This window comes from Mesorhizobium oxytropidicola, from assembly GCF_056174625.1.
The window spans coordinates 3162790-3179626 of record NZ_CM149692.1 but is presented as its reverse complement, the minus strand read 5'-3'; the positions used below and the strand labels follow the sequence as shown (position 1 = coordinate 3179626).

Sequence of the window (16837 nt, the reverse complement as noted above, 5' to 3'; positions counted from 1 at the left end):
TTCTGCTGATTTCCGCGTGCGCGCCTTACCTCCTCGTGAACGCGACCGCGGCGACGATGATTGCTCCCTTGATGACGAGTTGCAGCGACGAGCTGACGCCGAGCAGCACCAGACCGTTGTTGAGCGTGCCGATGATCAGGCTGCCGAGCAGCGTGCCGAGCACGAAGCCGCGGCCGCCGAACAGGCTGCAGCCGCCGAGGATGACCGAGGCGATGACGTCGAGTTCCATGCCTTGCACGACGTCGGGCCGCGCCGCGTGCGAACGTGCCGACAGGATCAGCGATGCGAGGCCCGCGAGCGTCCCGGTCAGCACGAAGGCCAGCGTCGTAACCTGCTTGATGTGGACGCCGGAATAGAGTGCCGCCGTCGGGTTGCCGCCCGCCGCGTAGACCCGCCGCCCGTAGACGCTGTAATGCAGCAGCAAGATGCCGGCGATGGTGACGCCGAGCGTCCACAGGATCGGCGCCGGGATGCCGAGCACCGAGCCCTCGCCGAAGATCGCGAAATAATATTCGTTGGTGATGATCACCGGCTTGGTGTTGGTGACCATCAGCGCCAACCCGCGCGCGCCGCTCAGCGTGCCCAATGTCACCAGGAAGGACGGGATTTCGAGCCGCGTGGTCAAGACGCCGTTGATCAGCCCGATCAACGCCCCGGTGCCCAGCCCCGCCACAGCGCCGACGACCCAGTTGTTGGCGACGAACGCCATGGCCAGCGACGCGCTCATCCCCGAAAGCGCCAGCGTCGAGGCGACCGACAGGTCGATCTGCCTGGAAATGATGACGAATGTCATGCCGACCGCAATGATCGAGACCAGTGTCGTCTGGCGGCCGATGTTGAGAAAATTGTCGATCGACAGGAACCAGGGCGACGCCAGGCTGAAGACGATCAGCATGATGGCGAAGGCGACGTAGAGCATGTAGGGCCGCTCGCCCTGCAGCAGATGCTGCAGCGCCGAGCGTCCGCCCGGTTGGTTGGCGCCGGCTTTTGCCGGGTTTTGCGTGTTGGTCATGCCGCGTGCTCTTCCGATGGCTGCGAAAGTTGAATGAGGTGGTGGAGATCCTCGGCGCTGCCGAATTCCGGCCGCGCGATCGTCCTGGTGATGCGGCCGTCGACGACGATTGAAATGCGGTCGCAGAGCTGCAGCAGTTCGGACAGATCCGACGACACCAGCAGCACACCGCTGCCGGCCACTGCCGCGGCACGAATGACGCCGTAGATCTCCTCGCGCGCGCCGACATCGACCCGACCGTCGGCTCGTCGAGCAGCAGCACGCGCGGCCGCGGCTCGTTCCACTTGCCGAACACCACCTTCTGCTGGTTGCCGCCCGACAGGTTCTTCACAAGGGTCGACGCGCCTGGTGCCTTCACGGCCAGCCGGCGCATCGCGGCATTGGCATGCTCGCTCGCCGGCCGCCGCTGCAGAAAGCCAAGGCGGGAGAAATACGGCAAACGCGGCAAGGTCAGGTTGCGCTCGATCGAATGTTCGAGAACCAGGCCCTGGACGTGCCGGTCCTCCGGCACCAGCGCGATGCCCAGCCCAATCGCCGCTGCCGGATCGATGTCTTTCAACGAGACGCCGTCCAGCGTAGCCTCGCCCGACTGAACGGGCCGCAGTCCAAAGATGGTCTGCAGGATTTCGGTGCGTCCGCTGCCGATCAGCCCGGCAAGGCCATGGATTTCGCCAGCGCGCAATTCGAGGCTGACCCCGTCGAGCCTGTCATTGCTGACGTTCTTCAACTCAAGCACGGGCTTTTGAGATGAACCAGGGGAAGCCGATGACGGCGTGCTTTGCCCGGCGCCGTCCGTCTTCAGCACAGCATGATCCGGCCGACGATCGCGCCGACCAATTGCCGCATATTGGTCTGCGCCGTGACAAAGGTTCCGGCGTTCTGGCCGTCGCGGAACACGGTCACCCGGTTCGAAATGCGGAAGACCTCGTTGAGGCGATGGGTGACATAGATCACCCCGACGCCGCGCGCCGCGACCGCCCGGATCGCCTCGAACAGGATCTTTTCCTCGTCATCGGTCAGCGCCGAGGTCGGCTCGTCCAAAATGAGCAGGCGGACATCGCCCATCAGCGCCTTGGCGATCTCGGTCATCTGGCGATAGGCGAAAGCCAGCGACCCGACCATGGCGCGGGCATCGAGCGGGATGTTCTGCGATTTGAGGAAGGCTTCGGCCTGCGCCACCAGCTGGCGCTTTGTCAGGAAGCCGAGCCGCGTCTTCGGTTCTCGTCCCAAAAGCAGATTGTCGGCAACCGAGAGCGACTCGACCAGGCTCAGATCCTGGTAGACGACCGCCACGCCGGCATCGCGCGACTGGGCGGGCGAAGTGAACGAGACCGGCTTGCCGTCGATCTCGATCGAGCCGCCATCATGCACATGCACGCCGCTCAGGATCTTGATCAGCGTCGACTTGCCGGCGCCGTTTTCACCAAGCAGCGCGTGGACTTCACCGGATTGGATTTCAAGACTGACGCCGCGCAGCGCATTGACACCGCCGAACCGCTTCCTGACGCCCTCGACGCGCAGCAAGGGGGCCTCGGATAGTGGCGCAATCGAACCCGGTTCGATCATGACGCCTGCACTTTCCTCCCTTTGACGCGTCCCCTACCCAGACTGTCGAGAGTCTCTTTTGAGACTTCTCTTACTTTTTTTGTGACTTTTCCATCACCTTGGGGAAATGTCAAACGGAGTCAGGCTGGCGGCCGGAATGAATCCGGCCCGACCTCGCCATGTTCGGTGACGATGGCGTCGAAGCCGTCCATGGCTGAGAAAAAGGCGCGCTTGAGCTTGCCGATCTTGCTGGAGTCGATGACCAGGTAGTTTTCGCGCGCCAGGCTCATCACCTTCTGCTTCACCACCGCCTCGTGGAAATGCTCGCAGGTGGCGCCGCGCTTGGCATCGACGCCGGCGGCGGACAGGAAGGCGGCGTTGATGCCGACGCTGTTCAAAATGTCGAAATCATGCGTGCCCGAGAAAGACGCCGACGCCGGATGATAGACGCCACCCAGCATGATGATCGTGACGTTAGGCTTACGGCTCAGGCGTTCCGCGACATTCATGGCGTAACATATTGCCGTTATTTGATAATTGTCGGGAATGAGATCGATCAGATGGATCAGCGTCGTGCCGCAGTCGATGAAGATCGTCTCGTCGGGCCGTATCTTGCGCACTGCATGCGCGCAGGCTTCGCGCTTCGCCGCCGCATGGCTGTCGGCCGCGGTCGCCAGTTCGTAGGGAACATCGGCCTCGATCTCGGCCGCCGCCAATATGTGACCGCCGAGATAGGCGATCTGCCCCGGGTTGGTGGCGATGTCGCGCCGCACCGTCATCTCGGAGACGCCGAGAAGTGCTGCCGCTTCACTGAGATGGATGACCCGCCGCTGCGACAGCAGATCGATCAGCCGTGCCGTCCTTTGCGCCTTGCGAGCCGTCATGCGTGGGCCTGTGCATCCCGTGAAATGTGAGGATTTTAACAACCGCTCTCATTCAGATGCAAGGCCGGTGTGCAGGTTCGCGCTGCAATGGCTAACGGACGCGCCTGTCTACGAGGTTTTGCTTGGCTGGGATCGGTCGCGGAAACCGTCAGGCCTTGGCGACCGCCCCGAACCGCAACCCGTCCATCAACAGCCTGACCAAGCGCCGCGAGCGGTCGCGCCATTCCGGGGTGTCGGGCGCCGAATAGATGCCCGACAGCGCGTGCAGCACGTCGGAGGCGTCGACATCGCCGCGGATGGTGCCGTCGGCCACCGCCGCCTCGACCAGTTGCCGCAAGGCCTGCGACACTCGGCCGACGTGTCCGAGAACAGCGTCGAATTGGTGCTGAGCAGGATGCGCAGGCTGGTCGCCAGGCCGCGCTTGGTGGCGATGTAGTCGACGAAGCGCTGCATCCACTGCTCCAGCGCGACATCGGACGGATGTTTTGCCGCGAGATCACCGGCGGCCGCGCACAGCCCCTCCGCCTCGCGGCGGTAGACCACCTCGACCAGATGCTCGCGCGTCGGGAAATGCCGGTAGAGCGTGCCGATGCCGACGCCGGCGCGCCGCGCGATCTCCTCCAGCGAGGCATCGATGCCGCGCTCGGCAAACACGGCCGCCGCCACCTCGACCAGCCGGTCGCGGTTGCGCCGTGCATCCGCGCGCAGCGGTTTTTCCACTGCGGCCTTCTCTGCGGCGATGTCGGCGTCTGCCAATTTTTTCTCCACGGACCAAATATGGGGGCTTGAACCCGGCCGGGTCAGCTCCCACTTAATAAACGGAGGCGCCTCCGCTTTAGTGGAGTGCCTTTATCATATAAGAAGGGGAAGCGGTATGTCACGTCTTTCGAACCTGCAAGCCGACATCTCCCCTGCCCGCCTGTTTCCCGGGACATCCGCTGTCATCTCCACCTCCGCCCACACCTGACCTTAAGGTTACCTTGCCCTTCTCCGGCAAGGCACCAGTTCACGTCCCATCCGCGTCAAGCAAACTGGAGCCAGACGCCCATGACCAGCCTTCCCATCACCCTCACCATCAACGGACACCGACACGAGCTGGAGGTCGACCCGCGCGTAACCCTGCTCGACCTCTTGCGTGAGCGGCTTGACCTCACCGGCACCAAGAAAGGCTGCGACCGCGGCCAGTGCGGCGCCTGCACGGTGCTGGTCGACGGCAAGCGCATCAACTCCTGCCTGGCGCTGGCGGTCAGCCATGACGGCGCCGATGTCTTGACCATCGAAGGCGTGGCCCATGGTGAAGAGCTGCATCCGGTGCAGGCCGCCTTCATCGCCCATGACGGCTTCCAGTGCGGTTTCTGCACGCCCGGCCAGATCATGAGCACGCTCGGCCTGATCGCCGAGGCACAGGCCGGCGACGATCCCGAACGCATCCGCGAGGGGCTGAGCGGCAACATATGCCGCTGCGCGGCCTATGGCGGCATCGTCGAGGCCGTCCTGGAAGCCCAGGAGAAACTTGCCACAGCCGACCGGAGGGCAGCGGCATGAGAGACTTCGACTATATCAGGCCCGCCAGCATTCCCGACGCCATCGCGGCGGCGGCCGGACCGGGTTCGGCCTACCTGGCCGGCGGCACCAATCTGCTCGACCTGATGAAGGGCGGCATCACCAGCCCCGAGCGCATCGTCGACATCTCGCGGCTGCCGGAGCTCAACCGCATCGAACGGCTGAACGATGGCGGCCTGCGCATCGGTGCGCTGGTCCGCAATGCCGATCTCGCTCATGACGCGGCGTTCGCAAAAGCCTATCCGGCGGTAGCCGAAGCGCTGCTGTCGGGAGCCTCGGCGCAGCTTCGCAACGCCGCCACTGTCGGCGGCAATCTCCTGCAGCGCACGCGCTGCAGCTATTTCTACGACACCGCCAGCGCCTGCAACAAGCGCGAGCCCGGCGCCGGTTGCGATGCACTGGGTGGCGAGAACCGCCTGCACGCAGTACTCGGCTGGAGCGATGCCTGCATCGCGACCCATCCGTCGGACTTCTGCGTGCCGCTGGTGGCACTCGACGCCGTCGTCGAGATCGAAGGCAAGGAGGGCCGGCGCCACGTCACGCTGGCGGAATTCCACCGGCTTCCCGGCGAAACGCCGCAGCGGGAGAATGCGCTGGAGCCCGGCGACCTGATCGTGGCGGTGCGCCTGCCGGCGGAGGCCGCCTCCTTCGCCGCCAATGCCCGTTACCTGAAAGTCCGCGAGCGCACCTCCTATGCTTTCGCCGTCGTCTCGGCCGCAGCGGCACTTGTCGTCGATGGCGGCAAGATCCGCGCCGCGAGGTTGGCGCTAGGCGGCGTCGCGGCCAAGCCGTGGCGGGCGCGCTCGGCGGAAGCCGTCCTGCTTGGCGCCGATGCCAACGCGGCGACCTTCGCCAGTGCGGCGGACGCCGCCTTGGCCGATGCCAGCCCCTCCGGCGACAATGCGTTCAAGATCGAGCTTGCCCGCCGCATCGTGGTCAGGGCGCTGAAATCTGCCCTGGCGGGAACGCCCGAGCGGCTGCCGGCCCTTCCTGCCTCCCCGTTCTCAAACAATCCCGGAGCGCGCCATGACGCTTGAACTCAGCCTCAACCAGCAGCCCGCCCATATCAGGCAGGGCTCCAGCATCGGCCAGCCGCTGACCCGTCGCGATGGCCTCCTGAAAGTCACCGGAGCCGCGCGCTACGCGGCCGACAACCATCCGCCCGGCATGCTCTACGCCGTGCTTGCTGTCTCCAGCATCGCGCGCGGCCGCGTTGCCTCGCTGGATATCGAGGCAGCCAAGGCGCACAAGGGCGTGGTCGAGGTGATGACGCCCAAGAACCGGCCGGCGCTCGCCGCCGATCCGGACGCCAAGGACCATCCCTTCATGTTCCGGCTCGACCTGCTGCAGAACGACCAGGTTCGCTACCCCAACCAGAGCATTGCCGTGGTGATCGCCGAAACGCTGGAGGCGGCGACCGAGGGGGCGGCGCTGCTCTCGCCGCGCTATGAAGCGCTGCCGGCGCGCGTCGGTCTCGACGGTGCCGAAAGCTTCGTGCCGCGTGGGGTCGGCGTCGGCAATCCGGCCGTCCAGCATAAGGGCGATGTCGAGACCGGCCTGAAATCGGCGAAGACGCGGATCGAGGCCACCTACGAGACGCCGGCCCAGTACCACAACGCCATGGAGCCGCACGCGATCGTCGCCGCCTGGGATGGCGACCGGCTGTCGATCGACACGCCGAGCCAGGGCCTGGCCATGGCGCAGGGCCGCATCGCCGGCCTGTTCGGCATCGCGCCGCAAAACATCCACATCCGCAGCCCTTTCCTCGGCGGCGGCTTCGGGGTCGAAAGGCATGATTTCCGGGCCGCAGGTGCTGGGCATCCTGGCGGCGCGTCTCGTTGGCCGTCCCGTCAAGCTGGTGCTGCGGCGCGAGCAGATGTACGGGCCGGTCGGCCACCGCGCGCCGACGCGCCAGACCCTGCGCATGGGCATGGATGGCGAGGGGCGGCTGACGGCCATCGACCATCACGCCAAGACCACGTCGAGCACCTTCGACGATTTCTTCGAACCGGCGGCTGACGCCTCGCACACGCTCTATGCCAGCCCGGCCATCACCACTTCGCACGAGGCGGTGCGGCTCGACACCGGGACGCCGCTGTTCATGCGCGCGCCCGGCGAAGCCACCGGCTCGATTGCGCTCGAAAGCGCCATCGATGAGGCGGCGCATGCCTGCGGCATGGACCCGCTGGAATTCCGGCTCAGGAACTATGCCGAGGTCGAGCCGATGACCGGCAAGCCGTTTTCCTCCAAGGCGCTGCGCGAATGCTATAGCCAAGCCGCGAAGGCATTCGACTGGGCGAGCCGCCCGCTGCAGCCGCGACTGATGCGCGACGCCGACGGTTTCCTCACCGGCTGGGGCGTGGGCACGGCGACCTTCCCGGCCATCATGTTCCAGGCCGAAGCGCGAGCGGTGCTCAAGGCCGATGGCAGCGGCCTGATGGAGACCGGCGCGCAGGACATGGGGCAAGGCGCCTGGACCGCCTTCGCCCAGATCGCCGCCGATGGGCTGGGGCTCGACATCGACCGGGTCGACTTTAGGGCCGGCAGCTCCGACCTACCCAATGCGGGCATTGCCGGCGGCTCCGGCCATACGGCGACGGCCGGCATGGCGATCCACAATGCCGGTGCCGCCGTGATCGCCAGGCTCGCCGATCTCGCCACCGGCAACGAGGCCTCGCCGCTGTTCGGCGCCGGCAATGAAGGCGTTGTGGCGCGCGGCGGCCGGCTGTATCGCCGCGACGACGAAAGCCGCGGTGAAAGCTATGCCGAGATCCTCACACGCGCCGGCCTGACGGAGATCGAAGGCCATGGCAAGGGCGCCCCGGACCCGGCGTCCCAGGAGACCTATGCCAAGCACGCGCATGGCGCCGTCTTCGCCGAGGTCAAGGTCGATCCCGATTTCGGCCAGATCCGCGTCACAAGGCTGGTCGGCGCCTTCGCCGCAGGGCGGGTCATCAACCCCAGACTTGTGCGCAGCCAGTATTATGGCGGCATGATCTGGGGCGTCTCCTTCGCGCTGCACGAGGAAGCCATCACCGACCGGCGCTCGGGCCGGATCCAGAATGCCAACCTCGCCGAATACCATGTCCCGGTGAATGCCGACGTGCCGTCGGTCGAGGCGATCCTGGTCCATGAGGACGACCCTTACGTCAATGCGCTCGGCATCAAGGGCGTCGGCGAAATCGGCGTCACCGGCACCGCCGGCGCGGTTGCCAACGCGGTCTGGCATGCAACCGGCGTGCGGCCCCGCCGCTTTCCGATCCGCATCGAGGATCTGCTGGGCTGAGAAGTGGCGAACGCCCGGAGCGAAAGCGCCGGACGGACAGGTGGGCCTCCACCTGTCCAACATGAAATAATCCCACCAGCGTCAAGCAACTGGAGCCCGACGCCCATGACGAAAATCCCCGTACATCTCGACATTAACGGCACACATCATCACCTGGAACTCGAACCCCGCGTCACGTTGCTCGACGCCTTGCGCGACAGGCTCGGCCTGACCGGCACCAAGAAAGGCTGTGACCACGGCCAGTGTGGCGCTTGCACCGTACATGTCGATGGCGAGCGCGTGCTGGCTTGTCTCACGCTTGCCGCGCAAGCCGAAGGCCGCGCCATCACCACCATAGAGGGGCTTGCACGGGAGGGCGAACTGCATCCCGTGCAGGCTGCCTTCCTCGAGCAGGACGCCTTCCAGTGCGGCTATTGCACGCCAGGCCAGATCATGTCGGCGGTGGCCTGCATCCGCGAGGGCCATGCCGGCTCTGACGAGGAAATCCGCGAATACATGGCCGGCAATCTGTGCCGCTGCGGCGCCTATCCGCACATCGTCGCCGCTGTCCGCCAGGCAGCCCTGGAGGTCGCATCATGAGGGATTTTTCGTATCTGCGCGCCGGCTCGGTCGACGCCGCACGCCAGGCGGCGGCCCTGCCCGCCGCCATGCTGCTGGCCGGCGGCACCACGCTGATCGACCTCGCCAAATGCGGCGTTGTCGAGCCCGACACGCTGGTCGACATCACCCATCTCAAAGGGCTCGACCGGATCGAACTGAACGAGCGCGGCGCCACCATCGGCGCACTCGCCAAAATGGGCCATGTCGCCGACCATGCCGACATCAAGAGCCGCTACCCCGCCATCTCCGAAGCGCTCTGGCAGGCGGCGTCGGCGCAGATCCGCAACATGGCAACCATCGGCGGCAATCTGATGCAACGCACGCGCTGCCCGTACTTCCGTGATCCCGCGAATTTTTCCGCCTGCAACAAGCGGCAGCCCGGCTCTGGCTGTTCGGCCATCGGCGGCGTCACAAGGGGCCACGCCGTGCTCGGCACCAGCGACGCCTGTATCGCCATGTATCCCGGGGACCTCGCCACCGCTTTGGTCGCCTTCGATGCAACAATTCATCTCGGCGAGCGTAGGCTTCTGGTGGACGACTTTTTCCTGTTGCCGGGCACCACGCCCGACAGGGAACACGCCATCGAGCCGGGCGAGATGATCACCGCCATCGAAATCCCCGGCTCCGCCGCCGCCCGCCGCTCGACCTATCTGAAGATCCGCGACCGGCAATCCTATGAATTCGCCGCCGCGAGTGCCGCCGTCGGACTCGAACTGGAAGCCGATGGCCGCACCATCCGCGACCTGCGCGTCGCGCTCGGCGGCGTTGCCACAAAACCGTGGCGGGCCCGCGCTGTCGAAGACGCGCTAAAGGGCAAGGTGCTGGAGCCGAAAACCGTCCGTGCCGCCAGCCAGCTCGCCGTCGAAGGCGCCGTCGACCATGGCGCCAACCACTACAAGATCGAGCTCGCGCCGCGCGTCATCGCGCGCGCCATCCTCAAATTGGGAGAGACGGCATGACCGTTCACAACATCAGACATGGTGACGCGTCAGACGGCGCACTGGCGGAGGCCGTCGGCGGCCGGCTGTCGCGCGTCGACGGCCCGGCCAAGATCACCGGTGCGGCCAAATACGCCGTCGAGCAACAGCTCGAAGGCCTCGCCTATGCCGTGCTGGTCGAGAGCACGATCGCATCCGGCAAGGTGCGCGCGATCGACACCGCGCAGGCCGAGGCGGCACCGGGCGTGCTCAAGGTGCTGACACCGGACACCATCATCAGCCTCAGGACCGCATCCGACTGGTTCGGCACGCCGCCGCCCGACAAGCCCTATTGCCCACTGGCGCGCGACATCACTTTTTCGGGCCAGCATGTCGCCGCGGTCGTCGCCGAAACCTTCGAGCAGGCGGTCGCTGCAGCCGCGGTCGTCAAGGTCAGCTATGACGAGACGCCTTCCATCGTCGACCTCAGCGACGGCAAGGCCGGCGACGGCATTCCGATCGACGCCATGACCAAGGAATGGGGCGATGCGCCCGCCGCCTTCGCTTCGGCGCCGGTGCGGATCTGCGCCGCCTACAACACGCCGCGCGAATACCAGGCGCCGATGGAGCCGCACGGCCTGATCGCCCGCTGGGAAGGTGATAAGCTTACGGTATGGGAGCCGAGCCAGTGGCTCGACGGCATGGCCCGCACCTATGCCGAATGGTTCGAAGTGCCGTTCGAGAATGTGCGGCTGGTCTCGCCCTATATTGGCGGCGGCTTCGGCTCCAAGGCGCTGGCGCTCAGCCATGGCGCGGTGGCCGCGAGTGCCGCCAAAATGCTGGGACGGCCGGTGAAGCTGGTGATGACACGGCCGCAGACCTTTACCGGCTATGGCGGCCGCGCCGCGACGCGCCAGACGGTGACGATCGGCGCCGACCATGACGGCGTGATCCAGTCGATCGTGCATCGCGGCGTCAATGAAACGTCGATCGACGGCATGTGGGTCGAGCCGCTTGGATCGGTCACCTCGATCATGTACGCGACGCCGAATTTTTCCTCCAAGCAGAATGTCGTGCGGGTGAATTCCGTGGTGCCGGGCGCCATGCGCGCGCCGGGCGAAAACCCCTCGGCCTTCGGCATCGAAAGTGCCATCGATGAACTCGCCTATGAGGTCGGCATCGATCCGCTGGAGATTCGCCTCAGGAACTATGCCGAGCAGGACCCGCACGCGAAAAAGGCGTGGTCGACCAGACAGTTGCGCGAGGCTTTTGCCGCGGGCGCCGAACGCTTCGGCTGGTCGAAACGGACACCAAAACCGCGCTCGATGCGCGATGGCAACCAGTTGATCGGCTGGGGCGTCGCGGCCGGCACCTATCCGGTGCGGCGCGCCTATGGCGAGGCTGTCGTGCGCATCCTGGCCAACGGCTCGGTCGAGGTCGAAAGCTCCTCGATCGACATGGGCCAGGGCACTTACACCATCCTGGCGCAGACCGCCGCCGAGACGGTCGGCGTGCCGGCCGACGACGTGGTAGTGAAGCTCGGCGATTCCCGCTTTGCCCGCGCCGGCGTCAGCGGCGGCTCGCGGCTGGCCGGCGTGATGACTGGGGCCGTCTACAAGGCGGCGACCTCGGCGCTCGACCAGCTGGTCGGCCTGGCGATCAGCGATCCGCGTTCGCCCTTCCATGCGCTGCAAGCCAACACTTTGGTCGTCGCCAATGGCCGCATCGGCTCACCGCGCGGCGACGGCCCCGATCTTTCGATCACCGAACTGCTAAAGAGCGTCGGCCGCACCCACATCGAGGCCACCGGCGACACCATGCCGGCCAATTCGACCGCCGAGGACCGCTACAAGAACTACACCACCATCGCCATGGCGTTGCCGCACACCGAGGGCGACTATTCGCGCCACTCCTGGTGCGCGCATTTCATCGAGGTGCGCGTCGATGAGGACTTCGGCACGGTGCGCGTGTCGCGTGTGGTGTCGGCGCTGGATTCCGGCCGGCTCTACAATCCGAAGCTCGCCGAAAGCCAGTGGAAGGGCGGCATCATCATGGGCATCGGCCAGGCGCTGCTGGAGGAAGGCATCATGGACCGCCGCCACGGCCGCATCGTCAACAACAACCTCGCCGATTATCTCGTACCGACCAATGCCGACATTCCCGACATCGAGGTGATCTCGGTCGGCATTCCCGACCTGCACTCCTCGGTGCTCGGCGGCAAGGGCGTCGGCGAACTGGCGATTGTTGGTGTGGCGCCGGCGATTGCAAATGCGGTGTTCCACGCGACGGGGAAAAGGGTGCGGGATTTGCCGATCACGCTGGAGAAGCTGATCTGAAGGGCGGTGGCTGATCTCCCCCCTCGAGGGGGAGATGTCGCCAAAGGCGACAGAGGGGGTCGCCGCGCGTAAAGCGCCAACCTCGTCTGAAGCGCAGCAGTCCGAGCCCAGTCGGACCGACCCCCTCTGGCCTGCCGGCCATCTCCCCCTCGAGGGGGGAGATGGCCGCTTCGCCGATCACCACTCCAACCCGAACACCAGCTTGCCGAAGTGCAGGCCGCCGGCGGCCATGTGGGCGTAGGCTTCGGCCGCATCATCAGGTGAAAACACCTTGTCGACGACCGGCTCGATCCCCGCTGCACCGACGGCACGGGCGGCGTCGCGAAGATCGGACACCGACCCGGTGTTGTTGCCGACAATTTTCAGCGCCTTGATGATGATCGGCAGCAGGTTGACCGTGGCCTCGGCGCCGGTGACGAAACCGATGGTGAACAGCGTGCCGCCGGGTGCGGTGGCGTTGATGGCGCGGGCGAAGGTGGCGGTGCCGCCGGTTTCGACGACGAGGTCGGCGCCGAGCCCGCCGGTCAGCTCCAGCACCTTGCCGTCCCAGTCTGATGTCGCGCGATAGTTGATGAGATGATCGGCGCCGAGTGCCTTCGCCCGCTCCAGCTTCTCGTCCGACGAAGAGGTGATGATGACGGTGGCGCCGGCTGCCTTGGCAAGCTGCAGGGTGAAGATCGAGACGCCGCCGGTGCCGAGCAGCACGACGACCGAGCCCGGCCCGACATTGGCGGCGCGGATGGCGTTCCATGCCGTGGTGCCGGCGATCGGCAGCGTCGATGCCGCCTCGAAGGAGAGATGCGCCGGGACCGGCACGAGCGAATTGGCCGGCAACGCGACATATTCGGCCAGCGACCCCGGCAGCGAGATGCCGCGCATCTGCGTCATCTCGTAGGGTCGCGGCCGGCCACCGATCCAGCGCGGCTTGGCATGGGCGACGACACGATCGCCGACGGCGAAATTCGCAACGCCCTCGCCCAGCGCGACGATCTCGCCGGCGCCATCGGCGACGGGAATCAGCGGAAAGCTCGGTCCGGGATAATTGCCGCTCGCCACCGCGACATCGACGAAATTGAGGCTCGCCGCACGCTGGCGGATCAGCACCTCGCCGCGCTGCGGTTCGGGTGTGGCGACGGTGGCGGCGCGGAAGGCGTCGAGCCTGGGTTGGCTCAGTTCGATGGCTTTCATGGTTTCACTCCGGTGGGACGATTGAGGGTTGAGTGAACCTATCTGCTGCGCTATTTCTGGATAATCATTCCATTTTGCATTTGAGTACTGCGAAATATGCAGCAATCTCACGAACCTGCGGCCCTTGCCGAAATGGCGGCCTTCGCGGCCATCGCCGAGGCGCGCTCCTTCACCAGGGCGGCAGCGCGCGTCGGGCGCGACGCGACCATCCTGTCGCGGCGCCTGCAATCGCTGGAGGAGCGGCTGGGGGTCAGGCTTCTCCATCGCACGACGCGCAGCGTGTCGCTGACCGAAGCGGGCGCCGAATTCCTGGTGCGCGTGCGCGCCATCCTCGCCTCCGTCGACGAGGCCGAGGCCGCCGCGTCGGCGCATGCCGGCGGCGGCCCGCGCGGCCTGCTCAGGCTGGCGCTGCCCGGCACGTTCGGGCGCATGTGGATCGGACCGCTGCTGCCGCAATTCCTTGCCGAATTTCCCGATATCCGCATCGAGGCCGAATTCTCCAACCGTTTCGCCGATCTGGTCGCCGAGAATTTCGACGTCGCCGTGCGGCTCGGCGCGTTGGAGGATTCGCGCCTGGTGGCGCGCAAGGTGGCGACACGGCGCCGGCTGCTCTGCGCCGCCCCCGCCTACCTCGCCCGAAACGGTCGGCCGCAGACACCGCAGGCGCTGCTCGACCATTCCTGCCTGGGCTTCAGCGGCTTCCAGACCTTTCCGGCCTGGGAGATGACCGATCGCGAGGGCCGGCGCGCACGCGTCGAGGTTTCCGGACCGCTGGTCAGCGACGATGCCGAGGTGCTCGTCGAGGCCGCCGTGCAGGGCCTCGGCCTGATGATGAGCACCGACTGGCTGATCGGCCGCGAGCTCGCCGACGGACGGCTGGTGCCAGTACTCGAGGAGTGGACGCTGGCCGACGAAGGCGCGGTCTATGTCGTCGTGCCCTCAGCCAAGGGACAGGCCGCCAAGACCCGCGCCTTCGCCGACTGGATCGGCAAGCGCTTCGCGCCGGAGCCGCCGTGGCGAGGGTGACGTTGCTGCAACGCTCCCCTTTTCCCCTTGTGGGGTCCGAAGGACGGGGCGAGACAAGCGGCTCGCCCCCGGGCGGTGTCGCCGTAGGCGACGGATGAGGGGTGCTCCAGCTTGGCGCCGACGGCGATCCTTCACGCACCCCTCATCCGTCTCGGCGCTGCGCGCCGATCCACCTTCTCCCACAAGGGGAGAAGGGAAGGCCGCAGCCTCACTTCCCCTGCGCCTTCATGAACTGGCTGAGCAGATCCACCGGCAGCGGGAACACCACAGTGGACGAGCGCTCGCCGGCGATGTCGTGCAGGGCCTCGAAATAGCGCAGCTGCATGGCCTGCGGTTCGGCCGCCAGCATCCGGCCCGCCTCGACCAGTTTCGCCGCCGCCTGCTGCTCGCCATCGGCATTGATCACCTTGGCGCGCCGCAGCCGCTCGGCCTCGGCCTGCTTGGCGATGGCGCGGATCATGCTTTCGTTCAGGTCGACATGCTTGATCTCGACATTCGACACCTTGATGCCCCAGGCGTCGGTGCGCTGGTCGAGGATCTCCTGGATGTCGCTGTTGAGCTTGTCGCGCTCGGCCAGCATCTCGTCGAGTTCGTGCTTGCCGAGCACCGAGCGCAGCGTGGTCTGTGCCAGCTGGTTGGTGGCGGCCATGTAATCCTCGACCTGGATGATCGCCCGCTCGGCGTCGACAATGCGGAAATAAAGCACGGCGTTGACCTTCACCGAGACGTTGTCGCGCGAAATCACGTCCTGCGGCGGCACATCCTGCACCACCACCCGCAAATCGACCTTGACCATCTGCTGCACGAAGGGGACGAGGAGGATGAGGCCGGGCCCCTTGACCCCGGTAAAGCGGCCGAGTGTGAAAACCACGCCGCGCTGATATTCCCTGAGAATACGAATGGCCGCCGACAGAAACACGACCACGACCAGTGCAAGCAGCAGATAGGCCACGTAACCGATGCTCATTGTCTTGCTCCATTCCTTCCCGGATCGCGCCGCCGCACGGTGAGCACGAGATCGCTGATGTCGGTGACCTCGGCGCTGTCGCCGGCCGCGATCGGTTCGTCGGCCTTTGCCCGCCAGCGCTCGCCCAGGGCCAGCACATGGCCCTCGCCACCCTGCCAGTCGAGGATCTCGACGGGCAGGCCGCGCATCGCCTCGCCGCCGACGCGCGGCGGGTTCTTGCGCGCCGCCCAGACATAGGTGCCGGTCAACAGCGCCAGTCCAAGCGTCAGCGCGGCGGCGGGACCGATGACAGCCCAGGACATGGCAAAGCCCGGCCCCTCTGCCCGCAGCAGCATGGCGGCGCCGAACAGAAAGGCGGCCACGCCGCTTAGACCAAGCACGACGGTGGGGTTGAAGGCCTCGATGACGAGGAAGGCGATGCCGAGCAGCATCAGCGCAAGGCCGGTATAGTTGATCGGCAAGAGGTTGAGCGCATAGAGGCCGAGCACGAGGCAGATGGTGCCGATGACGCCGGGCGCGACCGCGCCGGGACTGGTGAACTCGAAGACGATGCCATAGACGCCGACCAGCATCAGGATGACCGCGATGTTCGGATCGGTGATGACGGCAAGCAGCCGGATGAACCAGCCGGGTTCCAGCGTCTCGACCGGCAGCCCCCTGGTCGCCAGCACCACTTTCTTGCCGGCCACATCGACGGTGCGCCCATCGGCCAATTGCAACAGCTCGGTGGTGTCGTGGGCGACGAAGTCGATGACATGCTCCTGCAGCGCCGCATTGGCCGACAGGCTTGCCGCCTCGCGCACAGCCTTCTCGCCCCAGTCACCATTGCGCCCACGCAGTTCGGCCAACGAGCGGATCAGGGCGACCGCGTCATTGGTCACCTTGGCCATCATCGCGTCGCCTGCTGGCCGCCCGCCCTGGCCCTTCTGATCGCCCTGGTCCTTCTGGTCGCCCTGGTCCTTCTGGTCGCCGTTGTCACTCTTGTCGCCGCCCGGAAGCGACGGCAGCCCGCCGATCTCGACCGGTGTCGCGGCGCCGATATTGGTGCCGGGCGCCATCGCCGCGACATGGGTGGCGTAGAGGATGTAGGTGCCGGCACTCGCCGCATGGCCGCCGGCCGGCGCGACATAGCCGATGACAGGCACCGGCGAAGCCAGGATGTCGGCGATCATCTCGCGCATCGAGGTGACCAGCCCGCCAGGCGTATCGAGTTGCAGGATGAGGACTTCGGCGTCCCGCTTGGCGGCGACATCAAGCGCTTCCTCGAGCTGCCTGGTGCTCGCCGGCCCGATGGCGCCGTCAATGGCGACGCTCAGCGCAACCCTCTCGCTCCCGGCCGACGAGAAGGGAGAAAATGCAGCCACGGCGACAAAAGCCACGGCGAGAAGGGCCACCCGCGCGAAGGACACGCTCAAAGCTCCATGGACTCAATATGGGTGGTGTCTTGGCGAAGTCCAATGGGGGCGAAGTCCAATGGGGAGCTGACGTTGGTGATTGGCGACCACGGCCGGGC

The 16837-nt window shown here is 66.3% G+C and carries 13 protein-coding genes and 3 pseudogenes; 7 read left to right on the top strand and 9 right to left on the bottom strand.

The window, feature by feature from the left end; genetic code table 11:
• Positions 1–25 precede the first annotated feature (25 nt).
• The 6 genes and pseudogenes from AC0V8S_RS15850 to AC0V8S_RS15825 all read right to left on the bottom strand — a co-directional run bounded on the left by AC0V8S_RS15850 (position 26) and on the right by AC0V8S_RS15825 (position 4209).
• Positions 26–1012, bottom strand: coding sequence for an ABC transporter permease (locus tag AC0V8S_RS15850; protein ID WP_475438286.1), 987 nt, complete (start codon positions 1010–1012; stop codon positions 26–28).
• Positions 1009–1296 carry a hypothetical protein gene (locus AC0V8S_RS15845; protein ID WP_475438285.1) on the bottom strand — a complete coding sequence of 96 codons (288 nt, stop codon included), beginning with the start codon at positions 1294–1296 and terminating at the stop codon, positions 1009–1011. Before AC0V8S_RS15845 ends, AC0V8S_RS15850 begins: the two co-directional genes overlap by 4 nt.
• A gap of 14 nt (positions 1297–1310) precedes the next feature.
• Positions 1311–1748, bottom strand: a pseudogene (locus tag AC0V8S_RS15840) (ATP-binding cassette domain-containing protein); the annotation flags it as partial.
• Positions 1749–1810: 62 nt separating this feature from the next.
• Positions 1811–2578, bottom strand: coding sequence for an ATP-binding cassette domain-containing protein (locus tag AC0V8S_RS15835; RefSeq protein WP_475438284.1), 768 nt, complete (start codon positions 2576–2578; stop codon positions 1811–1813).
• A gap of 119 nt (positions 2579–2697) precedes the next feature.
• The gene (locus tag AC0V8S_RS15830; protein WP_475438283.1) at positions 2698–3441 is read right to left on the bottom strand and encodes a DeoR family transcriptional regulator; all 744 of its coding nucleotides are present in this window, start codon (positions 3439–3441) and stop codon (positions 2698–2700) included.
• A 148-nt stretch (positions 3442–3589) separates the two neighbouring features.
• Positions 3590–4209 (bottom strand): annotated as a pseudogene (locus AC0V8S_RS15825) (TetR/AcrR family transcriptional regulator).
• A gap of 279 nt (positions 4210–4488) precedes the next feature.
• Here AC0V8S_RS15825 and AC0V8S_RS15820 point away from each other — a divergent pair.
• The 6 genes and pseudogenes from AC0V8S_RS15820 to AC0V8S_RS15795 all read left to right on the top strand — a co-directional run bounded on the left by AC0V8S_RS15820 (position 4489) and on the right by AC0V8S_RS15795 (position 12143).
• Positions 4489–4986: a (2Fe-2S)-binding protein gene (locus AC0V8S_RS15820; RefSeq protein WP_475438282.1), complete on the top strand. Its 498-nt coding sequence runs from the start codon at positions 4489–4491 to the stop codon at positions 4984–4986.
• Complete coding sequence (locus AC0V8S_RS15815; protein WP_475438281.1) at positions 4983–6041, top strand: FAD binding domain-containing protein; 1059 nt, start codon at positions 4983–4985, stop codon at positions 6039–6041. The genes AC0V8S_RS15820 and AC0V8S_RS15815 overlap by 4 nt, the downstream gene beginning before the upstream one ends.
• A pseudogene (locus AC0V8S_RS15810) lies at positions 6031–8290 on the top strand (xanthine dehydrogenase family protein molybdopterin-binding subunit). The gene AC0V8S_RS15815 and the pseudogene AC0V8S_RS15810 overlap by 11 nt, the downstream one beginning before the upstream one ends.
• A gap of 105 nt (positions 8291–8395) precedes the next feature.
• A complete protein-coding gene (locus tag AC0V8S_RS15805; protein ID WP_475438280.1) occupies positions 8396–8869 on the top strand; it encodes a (2Fe-2S)-binding protein in 474 nt (157 codons plus the stop codon).
• Positions 8866–9849 (top strand): FAD binding domain-containing protein, encoded by a 984-nt coding sequence (locus AC0V8S_RS15800; protein WP_475438279.1) that lies wholly within the window; start codon positions 8866–8868, stop codon positions 9847–9849. Before AC0V8S_RS15805 ends, AC0V8S_RS15800 begins: the two co-directional genes overlap by 4 nt.
• Positions 9846–12143 carry a xanthine dehydrogenase family protein molybdopterin-binding subunit gene (locus AC0V8S_RS15795; RefSeq protein ID WP_475438278.1) on the top strand — a complete coding sequence of 766 codons (2298 nt, stop codon included), beginning with the start codon at positions 9846–9848 and terminating at the stop codon, positions 12141–12143. Before AC0V8S_RS15800 ends, AC0V8S_RS15795 begins: the two co-directional genes overlap by 4 nt.
• Before the next feature lie 177 nt (positions 12144–12320).
• Here the strand turns inward: AC0V8S_RS15795 and AC0V8S_RS15790 are convergent, their stop codons facing one another.
• Positions 12321–13331 (bottom strand): zinc-dependent alcohol dehydrogenase family protein, encoded by a 1011-nt coding sequence (locus AC0V8S_RS15790; protein WP_475438277.1) that lies wholly within the window; start codon positions 13329–13331, stop codon positions 12321–12323.
• 96 nt (positions 13332–13427) lie between these two features.
• On the opposite strand from AC0V8S_RS15790, the gene AC0V8S_RS15785 reads away from it, so the two are divergent.
• Positions 13428–14357: a LysR family transcriptional regulator gene (locus AC0V8S_RS15785; RefSeq protein WP_475438276.1), complete on the top strand. Its 930-nt coding sequence runs from the start codon at positions 13428–13430 to the stop codon at positions 14355–14357.
• Positions 14358–14565: 208 nt separating this feature from the next.
• Here the strand turns inward: AC0V8S_RS15785 and AC0V8S_RS15780 are convergent, their stop codons facing one another.
• Positions 14566–15324 (bottom strand): slipin family protein, encoded by a 759-nt coding sequence (locus tag AC0V8S_RS15780; protein ID WP_475438275.1) that lies wholly within the window; start codon positions 15322–15324, stop codon positions 14566–14568.
• Positions 15321–16733, bottom strand: coding sequence for an NfeD family protein (locus AC0V8S_RS15775; protein WP_475438274.1), 1413 nt, complete (start codon positions 16731–16733; stop codon positions 15321–15323). Before AC0V8S_RS15775 ends, AC0V8S_RS15780 begins: the two co-directional genes overlap by 4 nt.
• Positions 16734–16837: the final 104 nt, after the last annotated feature.